Annotated in this window: 16 protein-coding genes; 11 read left to right on the top strand and 5 right to left on the bottom strand. The window is 73.7% G+C overall.

The window, feature by feature from the left end; genetic code table 11:
* Positions 1-70 precede the first annotated feature (70 nt).
* Positions 71-3,871, top strand: coding sequence for a methionine synthase (gene metH, locus ACI790_RS13890; protein ID WP_456570362.1), 3,801 nt, complete (start codon positions 71-73; stop codon positions 3,869-3,871).
* Positions 3,872-3,893: 22 nt separating this feature from the next.
* Here metH and ACI790_RS13885 read toward each other — a convergent pair whose 3' ends face one another.
* Both ACI790_RS13885 and ACI790_RS13880 read right to left on the bottom strand, forming a co-directional pair.
* A complete protein-coding gene (locus tag ACI790_RS13885; RefSeq protein ID WP_456570361.1) occupies positions 3,894-5,264 on the bottom strand; it encodes a copper resistance D family protein in 1,371 nt (456 codons plus the stop codon).
* The gene (locus ACI790_RS13880; RefSeq protein ID WP_456570360.1) at positions 5,261-5,893 is read right to left on the bottom strand and encodes a copper resistance CopC family protein; all 633 of its coding nucleotides are present in this window, start codon (positions 5,891-5,893) and stop codon (positions 5,261-5,263) included. Before ACI790_RS13880 ends, ACI790_RS13885 begins: the two co-directional genes overlap by 4 nt.
* A 292-nt stretch (positions 5,894-6,185) precedes the next feature.
* Here ACI790_RS13880 and ACI790_RS13875 point away from each other — a divergent pair, with 292 nt between their 5' ends.
* From ACI790_RS13875 to ACI790_RS13860, 4 genes are all read left to right on the top strand, one after another.
* Positions 6,186-6,956, top strand: a complete 771-nt coding sequence (locus ACI790_RS13875; RefSeq protein WP_456570359.1) for a hypothetical protein — start codon at positions 6,186-6,188, stop codon at positions 6,954-6,956.
* A 79-nt stretch (positions 6,957-7,035) separates the two neighbouring features.
* The gene (locus ACI790_RS13870; protein ID WP_456570358.1) at positions 7,036-7,770 is read left to right on the top strand and encodes a class F sortase; all 735 of its coding nucleotides are present in this window, start codon (positions 7,036-7,038) and stop codon (positions 7,768-7,770) included.
* Between the two features lie 44 nt (positions 7,771-7,814).
* Positions 7,815-8,543 (top strand): HAD family hydrolase, encoded by a 729-nt coding sequence (locus ACI790_RS13865; protein WP_456570357.1) that lies wholly within the window; start codon positions 7,815-7,817, stop codon positions 8,541-8,543.
* A 61-nt stretch (positions 8,544-8,604) separates the two neighbouring features.
* Positions 8,605-9,081 (top strand): mycothiol transferase, encoded by a 477-nt coding sequence (locus tag ACI790_RS13860; protein WP_456570356.1) that lies wholly within the window; start codon positions 8,605-8,607, stop codon positions 9,079-9,081.
* Positions 9,082-9,126: 45 nt separating this feature from the next.
* Here ACI790_RS13860 and ACI790_RS13855 read toward each other — a convergent pair whose 3' ends face one another.
* Positions 9,127-10,077 (bottom strand): RecB family exonuclease, encoded by a 951-nt coding sequence (locus tag ACI790_RS13855; RefSeq protein WP_456570355.1) that lies wholly within the window; start codon positions 10,075-10,077, stop codon positions 9,127-9,129.
* A gap of 96 nt (positions 10,078-10,173) precedes the next feature.
* Here ACI790_RS13855 and ACI790_RS13850 point away from each other — a divergent pair, with 96 nt between their 5' ends.
* Together ACI790_RS13850 and arc are read left to right on the top strand one after the other, a co-directional pair.
* Positions 10,174-11,094 carry a tRNA (adenine-N1)-methyltransferase gene (locus ACI790_RS13850; protein ID WP_456570354.1) on the top strand — a complete coding sequence of 307 codons (921 nt, stop codon included), beginning with the start codon at positions 10,174-10,176 and terminating at the stop codon, positions 11,092-11,094.
* A 118-nt stretch (positions 11,095-11,212) separates the two neighbouring features.
* Complete coding sequence (gene arc, locus ACI790_RS13845; RefSeq protein ID WP_456570353.1) at positions 11,213-12,991, top strand: proteasome ATPase; 1,779 nt, start codon at positions 11,213-11,215, stop codon at positions 12,989-12,991.
* 57 nt (positions 12,992-13,048) lie between these two features.
* On the opposite strand, the gene ACI790_RS13840 is transcribed toward arc, so the two are convergent.
* A complete protein-coding gene (locus tag ACI790_RS13840; protein ID WP_456570352.1) occupies positions 13,049-13,639 on the bottom strand; it encodes a LysM peptidoglycan-binding domain-containing protein in 591 nt (196 codons plus the stop codon).
* Positions 13,640-13,924: 285 nt separating this feature from the next.
* On the opposite strand from ACI790_RS13840, the gene dop reads away from it, so the two are divergent.
* The gene (gene dop / locus ACI790_RS13835) at positions 13,925-15,430 is read left to right on the top strand and encodes a depupylase/deamidase Dop (RefSeq protein WP_456570351.1); all 1,506 of its coding nucleotides are present in this window, start codon (positions 13,925-13,927) and stop codon (positions 15,428-15,430) included.
* 52 nt (positions 15,431-15,482) lie between these two features.
* Here dop and ACI790_RS13830 read toward each other — a convergent pair whose 3' ends face one another.
* Positions 15,483-16,415: a hypothetical protein gene (locus ACI790_RS13830; RefSeq protein ID WP_456570350.1), complete on the bottom strand. Its 933-nt coding sequence runs from the start codon at positions 16,413-16,415 to the stop codon at positions 15,483-15,485.
* A gap of 330 nt (positions 16,416-16,745) precedes the next feature.
* Here ACI790_RS13830 and ACI790_RS13825 point away from each other — a divergent pair, with 330 nt between their 5' ends.
* The 3 genes from ACI790_RS13825 to prcB all read left to right on the top strand — a co-directional run bounded on the left by ACI790_RS13825 (position 16,746) and on the right by prcB (position 18,603).
* Positions 16,746-16,955 (top strand): ubiquitin-like protein Pup, encoded by a 210-nt coding sequence (locus tag ACI790_RS13825; RefSeq protein WP_456570349.1) that lies wholly within the window; start codon positions 16,746-16,748, stop codon positions 16,953-16,955.
* Between the two features lie 30 nt (positions 16,956-16,985).
* Entirely contained in the window at positions 16,986-17,648 is a 663-nt protein-coding gene (locus tag ACI790_RS13820; protein ID WP_456570348.1) for an endonuclease VII domain-containing protein, read from the top strand.
* A gap of 97 nt (positions 17,649-17,745) precedes the next feature.
* Complete coding sequence (prcB, locus tag ACI790_RS13815) at positions 17,746-18,603, top strand: proteasome subunit beta (protein ID WP_456570347.1); 858 nt, start codon at positions 17,746-17,748, stop codon at positions 18,601-18,603.
* Position 18,604 lies beyond the last annotated feature (1 nt).

Here is an 18,604-nt window from a genome sequence, read left to right as displayed (position 1 = left end):
CGCCCCGGGTGTCCCGCTCCGGGCGCCCGCGGGCGTGGCCCAGCGCCCAGATCGAACCGCGAGGAAGCCCGTGCCCGCATCCCCCTCCGTCCGTCCCGACGCCACCGCGCAGCTCACCGCTCTGCTGGAGCAGCGCATCCTGGTGCTCGACGGCGCGATGGGGACGGCGATCCAGCGGGACCGCCCCGACGAGGCCGGCTACCGCGGGGAGCGGTTCGCCGACTGGCCGAGCGACGTGCAGGGCAACAACGACCTGCTCAGCCTCACCCGGCCCGAGCTGATCGCCGGCATCCACCGCGAGTACCTCGAGGCCGGCGCCGACCTGATCGAGACCAACACCTTCAACGCCACGACCATCTCGCTGGCCGACTACGGCATGCAGGAGCTCGCCTACGAGCTGAACGTCGCCTCGGCCCGGCTGGCCCGCCGCGAGTGCGACGCGATGACCGAGCGGACGCCGGACAAGCCCCGGTTCGTCGTCGGCGCCATCGGCCCGACCAGCCGGACGGCGTCCATCTCACCGGACGTCAACGACCCCGGCGCGCGCAACGTCACCTTCGACGAGCTCGTGGCCGCCTACCTCGAGCAGGCGAACGGCCTCGTCGACGGCGGCGCGGACGCGCTGCTGATCGAGACGATCTTCGACACGCTCAACGCCAAGGCGGCGATCTTCGCGCTGGAGACGCTGTTCGAGCAGCGCGGCCGTCGCTGGCCGGTGCTCATCTCCGGCACGATCACCGACGCCTCCGGGCGCACGCTGTCCGGCCAGGTGACCGAAGCGTTCTGGTACTCGGTCCGGCACGTCCAGCCGCTGCTGGTGGGGCTGAACTGCGCCCTCGGCGCCAAGGAGATGCGGCCCTACATCGCCGAGATCTCCCGCGTCGCCGACACCTTCGTCTCCTGCTATCCGAACGCCGGTCTGCCCAACGCCTTCGGCGAGTACGACGAGTCGCCGGAGGAGACCGCGGCGATCGTCGCCGAGTTCGCCGGCAGCGGGTTCGTCAACCTGGTGGGCGGCTGCTGCGGCACCACGCCGGCGCACATCGCCGCGATCGCCCGGGCCGTCGAGGGCAGCACCCCGCGGACGCCGGCCGAGATCCGGCCCGCGCTGCGGCTGTCCGGCCTGGAGCCGCTCGTCGTCACCGAGGACAGCCTGTTCGTCAACGTCGGCGAGCGCACCAACATCACCGGCTCGGCCCGCTTCCGGAACCTGATCAAGGCCGGCGACTACCCGGCCGCCCTCGCCGTCGCGCGCCAGCAGGTGGAGGCCGGCGCGCAGGTCATCGACGTCAACATGGACGAGGGGATGATCGACGGCGTCGAGGCGATGGACCGCTTCACCAAGCTGATCGCCGCCGAGCCCGACATCAGCCGCGTGCCGACGATGATCGACTCGTCGAAGTGGGAGGTCATCGAGGCGGGCCTCAAGTGCGTCCAGGGCAAGGCGATCGTCAACTCGATCTCGCTGAAGAACGGCGAGGAGGAGTTCGTCCGCGAGGCGCAGCTGTGCCGGAAGTACGGCGCCGCCGTCGTCGTCATGGCCTTCGACGAGGACGGGCAGGCCGACGACCTCGAGCGCCGGAAGCAGATCTGCCGCCGGGCCTACGACATCCTCACCGGGCAGGTCGGCTTCCCGGCCGAGGACATCATCTTCGACCCGAACGTCTTCGCCGTCGCCACGGGCATCGAGGAGCACGCCAACTACGGCCTGGACTACATCGAGGCCACCCGATGGATCAAGTCCCACCTCCCGGGCGCGCTGGTCTCCGGTGGCGTCTCCAACGTCTCGTTCTCCTTCCGCGGCAACAACCGCGTCCGCGAGGCCATCCACGCGGTGTTCCTCTTCCACGCGATCGCCGCCGGCATGGACATGGGCATCGTCAACGCCGGTGCCCTCGAGGTCTACGACGAGGTGCCCGCCGAGCTGCGGGAACGCATCGAGGACGTGATCCTCAACCGGCGGCCGGACGCCACCGAGCGGCTGCTGGAGATCGCCGGCGACTACGCCGGTGACGGCGCGGCCCGGGAGGTCGCCACCGAGGAGTGGCGGTCGCTGCCGGTGGGGGAGCGGATCACCCACGCCCTGGTGAAGGGGATCGACGGGTTCGTCGAGGACGACACCGAGGAGCTGCGGCAGGAGATCGCCGCCCGCGGGGGCCGGCCCATCGAGGTCATCGAGGGCCCGCTGATGGCCGGCATGAACGTCGTCGGCGACCTGTTCGGGCAGGGCAAGATGTTCCTGCCGCAGGTGGTGAAGAGCGCCCGGGTGATGAAGAAGGCCGTCGCCTACCTGATCCCGTTCATCGAGGCGGAGAAGCAGCCGGGCGACGCCGAGCGCAGCAACGGCAAGGTCGTCATGGCCACCGTGAAGGGCGACGTCCACGACATCGGCAAGAACATCGTCGGCGTCGTCCTGCAGTGCAACAACTACGACGTCGTCGATCTGGGCGTCATGGTTCCGGCGCAGAAGATCCTCGACGCCGCGAAGGCCGAGGGGGCCGACGTCATCGGCCTCTCCGGGCTGATCACGCCGTCGCTGGACGAGATGGTCAACCTGGCCGCGGAGATGGAGCGGCAGGGCTTCACCATCCCGCTGCTGATCGGCGGGGCGACGACCTCGCGCGCGCACACCGCGGTGAAGGTGGCGCAGAAGTACTCCGGGCCGGTCATCTGGGTGAAGGACGCCTCCCGGTCGGTGCCGGTCGTGGCCGCGCTGCTGTCCGACGAGCAGCGGCCGAAGCTGCTGGCCGACACCGACGCCGAGTACGAGACGTTGCGCGAGCGGCACGCCGCCCGGCGGGACAGCCGGTCGCTGCTGCCCCTCGCCACCGCCCGCGCCGCGGCCACCCCGATCGACTGGGCGGACTACTCGCCGCCCCGCCCGCGGATGCTGCTGCAGCAGGCGAAGGACGTGTGCACCGGGCCCGGCTGCGACCACCTGCACGACCGGGCGACCCAGTTCGTGAAGACGTTCCCCGACTACCCGCTCGAGGAGCTGCGCGGCTACATCGACTGGCAGCCGTTCTTCAACGCCTGGGAGATGCGCGGCCGGTTCCCGGACATCCTGCACAACCCGGCGACCGGCGAGGCGGCGCGGCGGCTCTACGAGGACGCGCAGGGGATGCTCGACCGGATCATCGGGGAGCGGTGGCTGCGCGCCAGCGGCGTGTTCGGGCTGTTCCCGGCCAACCAGGTCGACGGCGACGACATCGAGGTCTACACTGACGAGTCGCGCACCGCCGTCCGGACGACGCTGCACCAGCTGCGCCAGCAGACCGAGGGCCGCGACGGCTCGCCGCGCAAGTCGCTCGCCGACTTCGTGGCCCCGCAGCGGACCGGGCTCCGCGACTACGTCGGCGCGTTCGCGGTGACCGCCGGCCTGGGCTCGGCCGAGCGGGTGGCGGCGTTCAAGAAGGAGAACGACGACTACAGCGCGATCATGCTCGAGGCGCTGGCCGACCGGCTGGCCGAGGCGTTCGCCGAGCGGCTGCACGAGCGGGTGCGCACCGAGTTCTGGGGCTACGCCGCCGGCGAGCGCCTGGACAACGAGTCGCTGATCGCCGAGAAGTACGCCGGCATCCGCCCGGCGCCCGGCTACCCGGCGTGCCCCGAGCACACCGAGAAGCAGACCATCTGGGACCTGCTCGACGTCGAGGCCGCCACCGGCATCCAGCTCACCGAGAGCATGGCGATGTGGCCGGGCGCCGCGGTGAGCGGGCTGTACTTCTCCCACCCGCAGTCGCAGTACTTCCTGCTGGGCCGGGTCGGCCGCGACCAGGTCGAGGACTACGCGCGGCGCAAGGGCTGGACGGTCGCCGAGGCGGAGAAGTGGCTCTCGCCGAACCTGGGCTACCGCACCGAGGACGAGTGACCGGGCCGGCCGCCCGGCCGGGTCACTCGAGGACGACGAGCACGTCGGCGAGGGACGCCGAGGTGCGGCTGGTGAACCGGTACTCGCCCGGCTGCTGAGGGGCCGGGAAGGTGGTCAGCGTCCGGCCCGGGACGACGACGTCGAACGCGCCGTCGTCCGCGGTGATCGTCACCTCCGCGTCGGTGCCGTTGTGCACGGTGACCCGGGAGCCGGCGGCGACCGGACCGGCGACGTGGAAGCGCGTGCCGTCCACGAGCACGCCCACCGACAGCTCCCCGTGGTCGTGCCCGGCCATCGGGTCGGCCGCTCCCGTCGCCGCGGGCACCGGGGCGGCGGGCACGGCGTCCGCCGGGGGTGGCGACGCGGCGAGCGCGACGGCCAGGGCGACGGTCGCGAGCAGCAGCACGACCTCGCCCGCGGCGAACCGGCGGAAGCCGCGGCCGTCGCCCGCGCGCAGCCGGGGAAGGGTGCGCCGACGGTGCTGCCGGCCGAGGACGCCCAGCACGAGCAGGGCTGCGGTCTTCAGCACCAGCAGCGCGCCGTAGCCGGTGCCCAGCGCCGCGAGCACCCGGCCGGCGGCGCCCAGCACCAGCACCGCGGCGAGGACCCCCGAGATCGCCGTCGCCAGGAAGCATCCCAGCGCCACCCGGCTGAACCGGGGCGCCGCCTCGGCCATCGCCGTGCCGCGGCGGCCGGAGGTGAGGAGAGCGAGCAGGCCACCGACCCACACGGTCGCGGCGGCGACGTGGACGCCGAGCGTCGTGACGGCCAGGAGGTGGAGCTCCGCCCCGGCGGAGTGGCCGGTGAGCACGACCGGGACGACGAGCGCCGCCAGCGCTCCGGCCAGCAGCAGCCGAGCGCCCGGCACGGTCGTGCAGCGCCGCGCGGCGACGGCGAGGAGGCCGCCGAGCGCCACGCCGAGCAGGGCGGCGCGCCCGGCCCCGGTGTCCGTGACGAAGACCCGCAGCGACGCCCAGGACGGCGACGTGGTGCCCACCAGCAGGCTGAGCGTGAGGAGGCCGCCCAGCGCGGTCGCGGCGGTCCAGGCCAGCGCCCAGGCCGAAGCCGCGCGGAGCGCCCGTCGCGACTCCGACCGCAGCCCGGCCCGGCCGGGCAGCAGGACGGCGGCGAACAGCAGCGTGCCGACCGTCCCCACCGCCGCGACCCGGCCGGCCAGCGTGACCAGCGGCAGCCCCCGCTCGACGAGCCGCCCGGCCCCGGGGAGCCCGGAGGGAGCGGGATCCCCGCCGCCGAGGGCCAGCGCCCACAGCAGCAGCGCGGCCAGGCCGCCGCCCGTCAGCAGGAGCGCGGGCCACGGCACCCGGCCGGTGCGCGGTCGCCCGTCCTCGACCGGCGCCGGAGCGGCGAGGACGGGGGGCACGGCGCGGCTCACGACCGCCCGCGCAGCCGGCCCGCGACGAGCACGCCGAGCCCGAGGACGACGACGGCGTCGGCGACCGGCCACCCCGCCGCGAGGCCCGTGCCGGCATTGTCCGTGCCGGTGGTGGTGTCCGTGCCGGTGGTGGTGTCCGTGCCGGTGGTGGTGTCCGTGCCCGTGGTGGTGTCCGTGCCCGTGGTGGCGGCACCCGGCGCGGGCGCCACGGCCGCCGGGGCGCTGCCCGCGGCGATGGTGAAGTCGAAGCTGCCGGCCAGCGGGTGCCCGTCGGAGGTGGTGCTGCGCCAGTCGACGCGGTAGGACCTGGCGGGCAGGGGGCCGGCGAGCGACTGGACCACCGACGTCCCGCGGAGCTCGGCGGCACCCTCGGACACGGTGCCGCCGTCGGGGCCGACCACCGCCACCCAGGTGCCGAGCGGCAGCGGGTCCCCGGTGAAGGCGAGCTCGACGGCGGCGGGTGCCGGAGCCACGGTGGCGCCGGCCGCCGGGCTGGTGCCGATCAGGCCGTCGTGCGCGAGCGCGGACGACGTCGGGCCCAGGAGCAGGGCACCGGCCACCAGGGCGAGCAGCGCCGCTCCCCGCTGCCGGGGCGGCCGGCCGAGGGGCGCGCGTCGGGAAGCAGTCATGTCCCTCCTTCGTCCGCGGAGGGGTTTCCGGTTGTCCTGCGCCCGGCCAACCGCCCGCTGCGGGCCATCCGGTGCCGCACGATCCGGAATCCCTCGATCCGGAGTGAACCGATCAGGTGTCGCATCCCGAATGCAGGACGGACAGCGCGGCAGCAGGGGGTTCTCCTGCGGGGGATCCCCGCTGCTCCGGGTCTCCGGACCGGATCCACGGCCGGCGCACAGGCGCGCCGGCCGGCACGTCGGGTGGACGGTCCCGGACCGCCGCCCCCACTCCGAGCACGAGGAGCACACCATGCGCAAGGCACTCGCCCTCCCGACCGTCGCGCTCGCCGCGGCGGCCTTCCCGGTGCTCACCCTCTCGGGCGCCTCGGCGCACGAGGGCAGCACGAGCTTCCAGGCCGACCTCGGCGCCCTCAACGCGTCCGGGGTCGACGGCACCGGGATGGTCACCCTGGACGGCAACACGGCGACGGTCATGATCACGGCGTCCGGCCTGCTGGCCGGCTCCCCGCACGCCCAGCACTTCCACATCGGCGCGCAGGGTCAGTGCCCGACCGACGCCGACGACGAGAACGGCGACGGCTTCCTCAGCGTCACGGAGGGCGCGCCCTTCTACGGCGCCATCGGGTCGTCGCTGACCACGACCGGCGACACGAGCCCGGAGAGCGGCCTGGCCATCGACCGCTTCCCGACCGCCGAGGGCGGCTCGATCAGCTACGAGCGGACCTTCGAGGTGACCGACGACGTGCACGCGGCGTTCGAGGACGGCACCGCCGTACTGGTGCTGCACGGCGTCGACAAGGACGGCAGCGGTGCCTACGACGGCGACGTGATGAGCGACCTCGACCCGTCGCTGCCCATGGAGGCCACCGCCCCGGCCGCCTGCGGGGTGCTCGAGGCCGCGCAGATGGGCACCGCTCCCGCCGGTGGCGCCGAGACCGGCGCCGGCAGCACGGCCGGCACGGAGAACCAGGCCGCCGTGGGCATCGGTGCCCTGGCCGCAGTGGGTGCGGCTGCCGCCGGTGCCGTCGCCTACCGCCGTCGTCAGGCCGACCAGGCCTGATCCGGCACGCGGGCCGCGCGGCAGGCAGCACGCCTCCCGCGCGGCCCGGCTCCCGCCCACCCCATCTGGAAGGACCCCCGTGACCGAGCAGAGCAGCCGCCGGCCGAGCGCCCGTGCCTGGCTGGCGCTGGCCGTCGGCCTCCTCGTCGTGGCGGTGGTCGCCGTCGCGGTGGCCGTGACCGGGCAGCGGCAGGCACCGCAGCCCGCGGCGGCGGCGCCGGACCGGGTCCAGCCGGCGCCTCAGGCCGGGCCCGCGCCCTCCGCCCGGCCGGCGCCCTCCGCCGGGCGGGCGCCCTCCGCCCGGCCCGCGCCCTCCGCCGGGCGGGCGCCGTCCGCCGAGGTCCCGGCCGTGGCCGAGCCGGTGTCGGTGACCATCCCGGCCATCGACGTGACCAGTGACCTGCTGCGCCTGGACCTCAACGACGACGGCACCGTCGAGGTGCCCCCGCTCGGTCCCGACGACCAGGCCGGCTGGTACCAGCGCGGCCCGGTCCCCGGGGCGGTGGGGCCGGCGGTGTTCCTCGGCCACGTCGACTCCGCCGAGCACGGCCCGGGCGTGTTCTTCGACCTCGGCGGGCTGCAGCCCGGCGACGAGGTGGAGGTGGCCCGCGCGGACGGCACGGTGGCGGTGTTCGCCGTCGACGCCGTCGAGCGGCACCCGAAGGACGACTTCCCGACCATCGCGGTCTACGGCAACACCGACGACGCGCAGCTGCGGCTGATCACCTGCGGGGGCGACTTCGACTCCGCGGTGCGCAGCTACGAGGACAACGTGATCGCCTTCGCCACGCTGGTCGGCACCCGGCCGGCCTGAGCGGCTCCCCACGTCCGGCCGGCGCGGTCCCTAGACTCGGGCGCGTGGCGGTGGCTCCGGTGGGTGGACGGGGCGCCGTGAGCCCCTCGGTGGACGACGGGCTGCAGGCGGTGCTGTTCGACATGGACGGCACGCTGGTGCAGACCGAGGAGTACTGGGGCGAGGCGATGTTCGAGCTCGCCGCCTCCCTCGGCGGGCAGATGTCCCCGGAGGCCCGGGCCGCGACCGTCGGCACGAGCATGCGGCGCTCGATGCAGGTGCTGCACGCCGATCTCGGCGTGGAGCGGAGCGAGGCGCAGCTGCAGGCCGACGCCCGTCGGGTCGAGGACCGGGCGGGGGAGCTGATGGCCACGGCGGGCATCCCGTGGCGCCCCGGTGCCCGCGAGCTGCTGGCCGACGTCCGCGCCGCCGGGCCGGCCACCGCCCTGGTGACGACGACGCCGCGCCGGCTCGCCGCCATCGTGCTGGCCAGCATCACCGCCGACCTGGGCGCCGACCCCTTCGACGTGACCGTCTGCGGCGACGAGGTGCCTGCCCGCAAGCCCGACCCGGCGCCCTACCTGCAGGCGGCCGCGGCGCTCGGCGTCGACCCGTCCGCCTGCGTGGTCGTCGAGGACTCCCTGGTCGGCGTCACCGCCGGGCTGGCCGCCGGGATGGCCGTCCTCGGCGTCCCGGCGCTCCAGCCGATCCCGCCGGCTCCGGGGCTCACCCTGCGGGACACCCTGGCCGGCCTCGGCGTCGCCGATCTCGCCGAGGTGCTGGCCGCCCGCTGATCCCGGACCGATCCGGCGCGCGCCGGAGCGGTCGGTACGGCCCCGTCGCTAGCCTGCCCGCGTGCCGGCGCTGCCCGAACTCCCGGATCCCCGCCCGACCGCCGACGAGGCCGAACTCGTGCTCGCCTGGCTGGACCACCTGTGTGAGTCGATCGCGCGCAAGGTGGTGGACCTCGACGAGGCGCAGGCGCGCTGGCGTCCCGACGGGGCGCTGATCCCGCTGCTCGGCATCGTCAACCAGCTCACGCACGTGGAGTGGCGGTGCATCGACGACGCGATGCACGGAGCAGTCGTCAGCCGCAGCGAGGCGGAGTTCGCGCCAGGGCCGGAGCTGACCGTGGCGGAGGCGGTGCACCGCTACCGGCAGCGGGCCGCAGCGACCTCCCAGGCGGTGCGGTCGATGTCGGTGACCCGGCCGTGCGCGGACGGCAGCGGCCGGGACCTGTGCTGGGTGCTGCTGCACCTCGTGGAGGAGACCGCCCGGCACGCCGGCCACGCCGACGCCACCCGGGAACTGCTGGACGGCGTCACCGGATAGCGCGCGGGAACCGGGCCGGAACCAGCCGCCCGGCGCCGCACCAGGTCAGACGGGGCTGACCGGGAGGGTGGTGCGCCAGCCGGCCGCGGCGGCGGCCTCGGCGGGGAACGGCGGGGGAGTGCCGCCCCAGGACGGGCACAGCGCCTGGTGGTCGCACCATCCGCAGAGCCGGGTCTTGTTCGGGCGGAACTCCCCGGTGGCGACGGCCCGCTCGATGGCCGACCAGATGGCCAGCAGCGTCCGCTCGAAGCGGATGAGCTCGTCCTCGTCCGGGGCGTAGGTCAGCGCGTCGCTGTCGCCCAGGTAGATGAGCTTCAGCTGGGCGGCGACCACACCGCGGGTGCGCCAGAGGACGAGCGCGTAGAACTTCATCTGGAACAGCGCCTTCGACTCGAACGCCTCCCGCGGCATCGAGCCGGTCTTGTAGTCGACGACGCGCAGCGCGCCGTTCGGCGCGACGTCGAGCCGGTCGACGTAGCCACGCAGCAGCAGCCCGTCGGGCAGGGTGACCTCGACGAGCTGCTCGCGCCCCTCGGGCTGGATGCGGCGCGGGTCCTCCAGCGCGAAGTACTTCTCGACCAGCGTGCCGGCGGACGCCAGCCATGCCTCCACCGACTCCGGCGCGTTCGTGTCGGTCTCGGCGCCGTCGGGCTGCGCCGTCGCGAACAGCTCGGCGATGCCCGGCTCGTCGCGCAGGTCGGCCCAGGCCGGCTCGAGCAACTCCAGCGCGTTCTCCGGCGTGCGCTGCGCCGCGGGGAGGTCGTAGAGCCGCTCGAGCACCGAGTGCACCAGGGTGCCGCGGACCGCGGCGAGGCTCTTGCGCTCGGGCAGCCGGTCGATGGTGCGGAAGCGGTACAGCAGCGGGCAGGTCTTGAAGTCGGCCGCGCGGCTGGGGGACAGCGACGGGCGGCGGGGGGCCGGGGCGTCCTCGACGGGCGGGACGGCCGCCGGAGCGGAGCCGTCGGCCTGCGGATCGGTCTGCACCATCGCCGTCATGCACCTGAGGCTAGGTCGCCCCTCCGACAGTTCCGAGTGTCCGCGCCGACGCGCAGGGCACGGGTCACAGCGACCGCCTCCGTACGCTGATCGCCCGTGGACAGTTCGCAGGAGCCCGGGACCGACGTCGTCGACGAGGCGCAGCCCGCGCCGGAGGAGGCGCCCGAGGAGCCGGCCCAGCGGGCGGAGCCGGTCGAGGGCGCCTTCGTCGCGGGGGACCGGGTGCAGCTCACCGACCCCAAGGGCCGCCTGCACACCGTCGTCCTCACGCCGGGCAAGCAGTTCCACACCCACCGCGGGGCGATCGAGCACGACGACCTCATCGGCGCGCCCGAGGGCTCCGTCGTCCACTCCACCGCCAACACCGGCTACCTGGCGCTGCGGCCGCTGCTGGCCGACTACGTGCTCTCCATGCCCCGCGGTGCGCAGGTCATCTACCCGAAGGACGCCGCGCAGATCGTCGGCTTCGGCGACGTCGGCCCGGGCATGCGGGTCCTGGAGGCCGGGGCCGGCTCGGGCGCGCTGAGCTGCTCGCTGCTGCGGGCGGTCGGCGCCGAGGGGTCCCTCACCAGCTACGAGCGGCGGGAGGACTTCCTCGACGTCGCCCGCGGCAACGTGGGTGCCTTCTTCGGCAAGGTGCCGGCCAACTGGGACCTCCGGCTCGGCGACCTGGCCGACCACCCGGCCGACGAGGTCGTCGACCGCGTCGTCCTCGACATGCTCGAGCCCTGGGCGGTGCTGCCCACGGTCGCCGCCGCGCTGCGACCCGGTGGCGTGCTGGTCGGCTACGTCGCGACGGTGACCCAGCTGTCCACCTACGTGGAGGCGCTGCGCGCGCAGGGCGTCTGGACCGAGCCGTACGCCTGGGAGTCGCTGCTGCGGCCGTGGCACGCGGTCGGCCTGGCGGTGCGCCCCGAGCACCGCATGGTGGCGCACACCGCCTTCCTGGTGACCGCGCGCCGCCTCGCGGAAGGCACGGTCGCCCCGATCCGCCAGCGCCGGGCGCAGAAGCACTGAGCGGACACCGCCGGGCGGGCACCGGCAGCCGGAGGTGAGCTCCGCGAGCCCACGGCGAAGTGTCGGCGCGCGTGTATAGATTTGCGTCCTGGCTCCCCCGACAGTGCGGAGGTGCGTGATGGGCCTGGGTCCCGACGAACTGCGCGCGCGGCGCGAACGCGACGTGACGGCGCTGCTCAGCCAGATCTCCTACCTCGAGGAGGAGATCGGCCTGCTCCGCCGCAAGGTGGCCGACAGCCCGCGCCAGGTGCGCGCGCTGGAGGAGCGGATCGCCGAGGCGGAGGGCCGGGCGGCCTTCCTCTCGGAGCGCAACGACAAGCTGGCCGGCACGCTGCGGGACGCCCGCGAGCAGCTGGTCACGCTGAAGGAGGAGGTCGACCGCCTCGGGCAGCCGCCGTCGGGCTACGGCGTCTTCCTCACCGGGTACGACGACGGCACCGTCGACGTCTTCACCGGTGGCCGCAAGCTGCGGGTCTCCGTCTCGCCGAACGTCCCGGTGGACGGGCTGCGGCCCGGCCAGGAGGTCATGCTCAACGAGGCGATGAACGTCGTCGAGGCGCGGGAGTTCGAGCGCCAGGGCGACGTCGTCATGCTCAAGGAGCTGCTGGAGCCGGTCGACGGCGTCACCCAGCGGGCGCTGGTCATCGGGCACACCGACGAGGAGCGCGTGGTCTACCTCGCCGACTCGCTGACCGGTCAGCCGCTGCGCGTGGGTGACTCGCTGCTGCTGGAGACGCGGTCGGGCTACGTGTACGAGCGCATCCCCAAGAGCGAGGTCGAGGAGCTCGTCCTCGAAGAGGTTCCCGACATCGACTACACCGACATCGGCGGCCTCTCCCGGCAGATCGAGCAGATCCGCGACGCCGTCGAGCTGCCGTTCCTGCACGCCGACCTGTTCCGCACCTACGAGCTGCGCCCGCCCAAGGGCATCCTGCTGTACGGCCCGCCCGGCTGCGGGAAGACGCTGATCGCGAAGGCCGTCGCCAACTCCCTGGCGAAGAAGGTGGCTGCCGCCAAGGGGGACGGCGACACGAACCAGGGGAAGTCCTACTTCCTCAACATCAAGGGCCCCGAGCTGCTCAACAAGTACGTGGGCGAGACCGAGCGGCACATCCGGCTGGTCTTCCAGCGGGCGCGGGAGAAGGCCAGCGAGGGCACCCCGGTCATCGTCTTCTTCGACGAGATGGACTCGATCTTCCGCACCCGCGGATCGGGGGTGTCCTCGGACGTCGAGTCGACGATCGTGCCCCAGCTGCTCAGCGAGATCGACGGCGTCGAGGGCCTGGAGAACGTCATCGTCATCGGCGCCTCCAACCGAGAGGACATGATCGACCCGGCGATCCTCCGGCCCGGCCGGCTCGACGTGAAGATCAAGATCGAGCGGCCGGACGCCGAGGCCGCACGGGACATCTTCAGCAAGTACCTGACGACGTCGCTGCCGATCAACCCCGAGGACCTCGCCGAGCACGGGGGCAGCCGCGAGGCCACGATCGCCGGGATGATCCAGCGCACCGTCGAGCGCATGTACACCGAGAGCGAGGAGAACCGCTTCCTCGAGGTCACCTACGCCAACGGTGACAAGGAGGTCCTGTACTTCAAGGACTTCAACTCCGGCGCCATGCTGCAGAACATCGTCGACCGGGCGAAGAAGATGGCGATCAAGGAGCACCTGGAGACCGGCACGTCCGGGCTGCGGGTCAGCCACCTGATGCAGGCCTGCCTCGACGAGTTCAAGGAGAACGAGGACCTGCCCAACACGACCAACCCCGACGACTGGGCGCGGATCTCGGGCAAGAAGGGCGAGCGGATCGTCTACATCCGCACGCTCATCAGCGGCAAGGGCAACGAGGCCGGTCGCGCCATCGACACGGCGACCAACACCGGCCAGTACCTCTAGCAACCGGCGACGGCCCGGTCACCCCGCGGGGCGCCCGGGCCGTTCGCGTGCCGGCGCTCAGCCCAGCCGGAGCACCTGGCCGGGGTGAATCAGGCCCGGGTCGGCGCCGATCACGTCGCGGTTGGCGTCGTAGACGGTGCGCCAGTCCACACCGGCGGCCGCAGCGATCCGCGACAGGGTGTCACCTGCCTGGACCGTGTACTGCTGCCCGGCGTCGGCCGGCGCGGGCGCCGGTGCGGGTGCCGGGGCGGCGGCGCTGCCGGCCTTGTCCGCCTCGGTCAGGCCCAGCTTCGCCGAGCACGCCGGCCAGGCGCCCCAGCCCTGCACGGCGAGGGTCTTCTCGGCGATCGCGATCTGCTGCTCGCGGGTGGCGAGGTCGGCCCGCGGTGCGAACTCGGTGCCGCCGAAGCCGGCCCAGGTGGACGGGAAGAACTGCAGGCCGCCGTAGTAGCCGTTCCCGGTGTTGATCGCCCAGTCGCCGCTGCTCTCGCACTGCGCGAGACGGTCCCAGGTGTCCCCGTCGGCGGCCGTGGCGGTGCTGGTCCCGAGGAAGGGGGCCAGGAGGAGGGCGCCGGTGGCGGCGACGCCGGCGGTGCGGCGCCGCAGGGAGCGGGTGGACAGGCGGGAGGTGGTGCTCGGGTTCGTCATGATCCTCTCGAAGGGCGGGCGCCACGTGGCCGCCGGTCGACGGCAGCACGCTCCGCCCACGGAGCCGGGGAGACGAGGGACCGGGCCGCTGGGCGGAGACGACGCGCGGCACGTCCGGTGGGTGCGCGGGGAGCGGCTCGACGGCCGTGGCATCCCGCGCACGTTCCCGACCGCTCTGCTGCGGGCGGGGCACCACCGAGGCTACGGATCCGTTCCGACATGTGCCACCGCCCCGGTCCGGTGCCGGACGGGGGACCCGGGACGGCTGCGGCCTAGGGTTGGGCCATGAGCGTGCGGCGGGTCATGGGCACCGAGGTGGAGTACGGGATCTCGGTGCCGGGGCAGCCGGGTGCGAACCCGACGACGTTGTCCAGCCAGGTGGTGAACGCCTGGGCCGTCGCCGAGGCGCCCACCCCGCGCCGGCCGCGCTGGGATTTCGAGGAGGAGTCCCCGCTGCGGGACGCCCGCGGCTTCGACCTCACGCCGGCGCAGGCGCTCGACCACAACGACCTGGACGAGGACTCCGGGATGGCCAACGTCATCCTGACCAACGGCGCCCGGCTCTACGTCGACCACGCGCACCCGGAGTACTCGACGCCGGAGGTCACGACGCCGCGCGACATCGTGCTGTGGGACAAGGCGGGGGAGCAGGTGATGGCCGAGGCGGCCCGCCGGGCCGCCCGCGTCCCGGGCACCCAGCCGATCCAGCTCTACAAGAACAACACCGACGGCAAGGGCGCCTCGTACGGCTCCCACGAGAACTACCTGATGGACCGGCGCACCCCGTTCATCGACATCATCCGCGGGCTGGTGCCGTTCTTCGTCACCCGGCAGGTGTTCGCCGGCTCGGGCCGGGTGGGCATCGGCACGGAGAGCCGCAAGGACGGGTTCCAGCTGTCCCAGCGGGCCGACTTCTTCGAGGTCGAGGTGGGGCTGGAGACGACGCTCAAGCGGCCGATCATCAACACCCGCGACGAGCCGCACGCCAACCCCGACGAGTACCGCCGGCTGCACGTGATCATCGGCGACGCGAACCTGGCCGAGCTCGCCACCTACCTCAAGGTCGGGACGACGTCGCTGGTGCTGGCGATGATCGAGGCGCGCGCCCTCCCGAACGACCTGGCTCTCGAGGAGCCGGTGCAGGAGCTGCAGGCGGTGAGCCACGACCCGTCGCTCACCCACCGGGTGCTGCTGCGTGACGGCCGGCGGATGACCGCCATCGAGATCCAGCGCAGCTACCTCGAGCGGGCGGCGCGGTTCGTCGAGAGCCGCGGGGAGGCCGACGAGCAGACCGTCGACGTGCTGCGCCGCTGGGCCGAGGTGCTCGACGACCTGGAGACCGACCCGATGCGGCTGGCCGACCGGCTGGACTGGCCGGCGAAGCTCCGCCTGCTCGAGGGCTACCGGTCCCGCGACGGCCTGGCCTGGGGGGACTCCCGGCTGCGGCTGGTCGACCTGCAGTACTCCGACGTCCGGCCGGACAAGGGGCTGTACCACCGGCTGGTGGCCCGCGGCGCGATGCAGCGGCTGCTGACCGACGAGGAGGTGACCCGGGCGATGGTGCACCCGCCCGGCGACACCCGCGCGTTCTTCCGCGGCGAGTGCCTGCGGCGCTTCCCGGCCCAGGTGGCCGCGGCGTCCTGGGACTCGGTGGTGTTCGACCTGGGCCGGGAGAACCTGGTGCGGATCCCGACGATGGAGCCGCTGCGGGGGACCCGCGAGCACGTGGGCGCCCTGTTCGAGGCGTCCGCGACGGCCCAGCAACTGGTCGACACGATCACCGGGGGCTGAACCGCTTCCTCCGCCGTCGGTGGCGGGGGAGCGCCGGTCCGGCGCGCGCTGCTCAGTCGTTGCCGCCCTGCGTGGTGTCACCGGTGCCCTGGATGGCTCCGGCGAGGTCCCAGCTCCGCGCCGTCTCGCGCAGCCAGTGGGCCCACTTCTCGACCTCGGGGCCGTACTCGCCGTCGACGGCGTCCTCCATGATCCGCCGGACGTCGGCACGGGCCTCCTCGGGCTCCTGGCCGAGGACGTCCCGGATGTCCTGCCGCAGGGTCGGCGGCAGCGATGCGAGCATCCCGCCGAAGCGCTCGGACAGGTTCTCGGCCCGGGCGCCGTAGTCGCCGTCCAGCGCGTCCTGCACGATGTCCTCGAGCTCCTGGGTGCGCTGGGACGCGGGGGTGTCCTGCAGCTCCTGCAGGTCCCGCTGGAGGTGGTCGGGCAGCCAGTCGCCGAACTTGATCGTCGGCAGGTTGCCGAGGGCGTCCTCCGCCTGCCGCTGTGCCTCGTCCGCCGCCTGCCGCGCCTCGTCGAGGGCCTGGCGGGCCTCCTGGCGGACGTCCCGAAGGGCCTGCTCGGCCTCCGTCACCGCCTGCTCGGCCTGCTGCTGGGCACGGGCGCTGCCGTTCTCGGCGGCCTGCTCTGCCTCCCGCTGGGCGTCCTCCAGGGCCTGCTCGGCCTCGCTCACCGCCTGCTCGGCCTCCCGCTGGGCCCGGTCGTCGACGGTCCCGGCCTCCTGCTGGGCGTCCTGCAGGGCCTCCTCGGCCTCGGCCACCGCCTGCTCGGCCTCCCGCTGGGCTCGGGCGCTGCCGTTCCCGGCGGCCTGCTCGGCCTCCTGCCGGGCGTCCTCCAGGGCCTGCTCGGCCTCGGCCACCGCCCGCTCGGCCTGCTCCTGCACCGCCTCGACGGCCTCCCGGACCTCGTCGGCCGGGGCGGCGACCGCCGCGGGGGCCATGAACACCGCGGCCGCGGTCAGAGCCGCGGCGCCGGCGCCGGTCACGGGACCTCGTCGTCCTCGAAGTCGCAGATTCACGTCCGTCTCCTCCATGCCGACTCACGTGATGCGAGCCGCGCCGCCTGCTCCGGCACCGCGGTGCGGGCTCTCGTCGGGGTCCTCGCGAACCGGGGCGGCAGCTCCGCACCCTGTGTGTGCCCAGTGCGCGCCGGAGGGAGCCGTGGCGGGACATGACAGTCCGATGACTACGGCGCGACATGCCGGCCGGGCAAGCGGGGGAGGCGGCGTCGCGCGGGTCGGTCGGGAACCGCCGGATGTCGGTCCCGGCGGGTAGCTTTCAGCACACAGCAGATCCGAGGAACCGGAGGGCACATCGTGGCGACGAGGGACACCGGCGGGCAGCAGAAGGCGACGCGGTCGCGCGAGGAGACCGAGGAGGTCGAGGCCTCGGTCGACACCGAGGTGGCCGAGCGGCACAAGGAGATGACCGAGGACGTCGACTCGCTGCTGGACGAGATCGACGACGTGCTCGAGGAGAACGCCGAAGACTTCGTTCGTGCATACGTACAAAAAGGAGGGGAGTGACCAAGATCATCTATGTGGTGCGAGCCCCGGATGGAGACCAAGTTCTGTCGTGACTGCGGCCGCCACCGGCCCGTAGCGGAGTTCACCAAGAACCGGCGGTCTCGTGACGGGTTGGCCTTCTACTGCCGGGAGCACCTCGCGGAGCGATCAGCCCGCAGCCGCGAGGCCAGGCGGGTCCAGCCTCGCCGGCAGCGCGTCACGCCTGCCGACGTCATCGTTCCCGAAGGCGCCAAGTGGTGCCCGGACGGCGGGACGGTCCAGACCCTGACCAACTTCCCGCGCTCCCGGGGCAGCGCCACTGGCTACGCGACCTACTGCCTGCCGTGTCACAACGAACGGGGAAAGGCGTCGCGAGCCAAGATCGGTGGTTCGCGGACCTACCACCTGACGCGCCGGTACGGGATCACGGCGGCGGAGGCGGACGTCATGCTGGCGGCCCAGGGCGGGTTGTGCGCGCTCTGCCGCAGGGCTCCGGCCGAGCACGTCGACCACGACCACGAGACCGGCGCGGTCCGGGCGCTGCTCTGCTTCAACTGCAACGGCGGCCTGGGCCAGTTCCGGGACGATCCCGAACTGCTGCACGTGGCCGCCTTCTACGTCGAGCACCATCGGCAGCGGCAGGCGCTCGCCCTCCTGGCGCGGGTGGGCGCGGAAGAGCCGGACGATCCGGCCGACGTCCCCGGCCGCCGGTAGGGTCGCAGCGACGCCCGGGAACGCGCAGCACCAGCACGCGCGGCGAGGGGGCGGAGCAGCGGTCACGCCGGCGCGAGCAGGCGGGAGAGGTGGATGGGTGAGCGAGTCGTCGGCTGGCCGGAGCGGGTTCCCGCCCGCCTACCTGGACCGGGTGGGTTCCTCGTTCACCGACTTCCTGTCGTCGGCCGCGCCGGACCTGCTGCCCGGCCGCCGTCCGGTCCCGGGCCTGCCCGTGGGTGACGTCACGCCGCACGGCACCACGATCGTCGCGGCCACCTACGACGGCGGCGTCCTCATGGGCGGCGACCGCCGCGCCACGATGGGCAACCTCATCTCCAGCCGCGACATCGAGAAGGTCTACCCGGCCGACTCCTACAGCGTCATCGGCATCGCCGGCGCCGCCGGCATCGCCATCGAGATGGTGAAGCTCTACCAGGTCGAGCTCGAGCACTACGAGAAGATCGAGGGGCTCACGATGAGCCTCGACGGCAAGGCCAACCGGCTGGCGCAGATGATCCGGGGCAACCTGGGCGCCGCGCTGCAGGGCCTCGCCGTCGTCCCGCTGTTCGCCGGCTTCGACCTCGACGCCGCGCCCGGCTCCTCGCCCGGGCGCATCTTCAGCTACGACGTCACCGGCGGGAACTACGAGGAGCGCGGCTACGCGGCCGTCGGCTCCGGCTCGCTGTTCGCCAAGAACTCGCTGAAGAAGACCTGGCGGTACGCCCTGCCGGCCGACGAGGCCGTCCGCACCGTCGTGGAGTCGCTCTACGACGCCGCCGACGACGACTCCGCCACCGGCGGCCCCGACCCGGTCCGCCGGCTCTACCCGATCGTGTACCGGGTCGACGCCGAGGGCGCCGTCCGGCTGACCGACGCCGAGGTGGCCGCGGTCGCCGACCAGATCGTCACCGAGCGCGCGGCCGCCGACCGGCAGAACACCCAGCGGGAGGCCTGAG

This window comes from Blastococcus sp. SYSU DS0539, assembly GCF_054050855.1.
The sequence above is the reverse complement of the archived record's forward strand: the minus strand, read 5'-3'. Positions and strand labels throughout refer to the sequence as shown.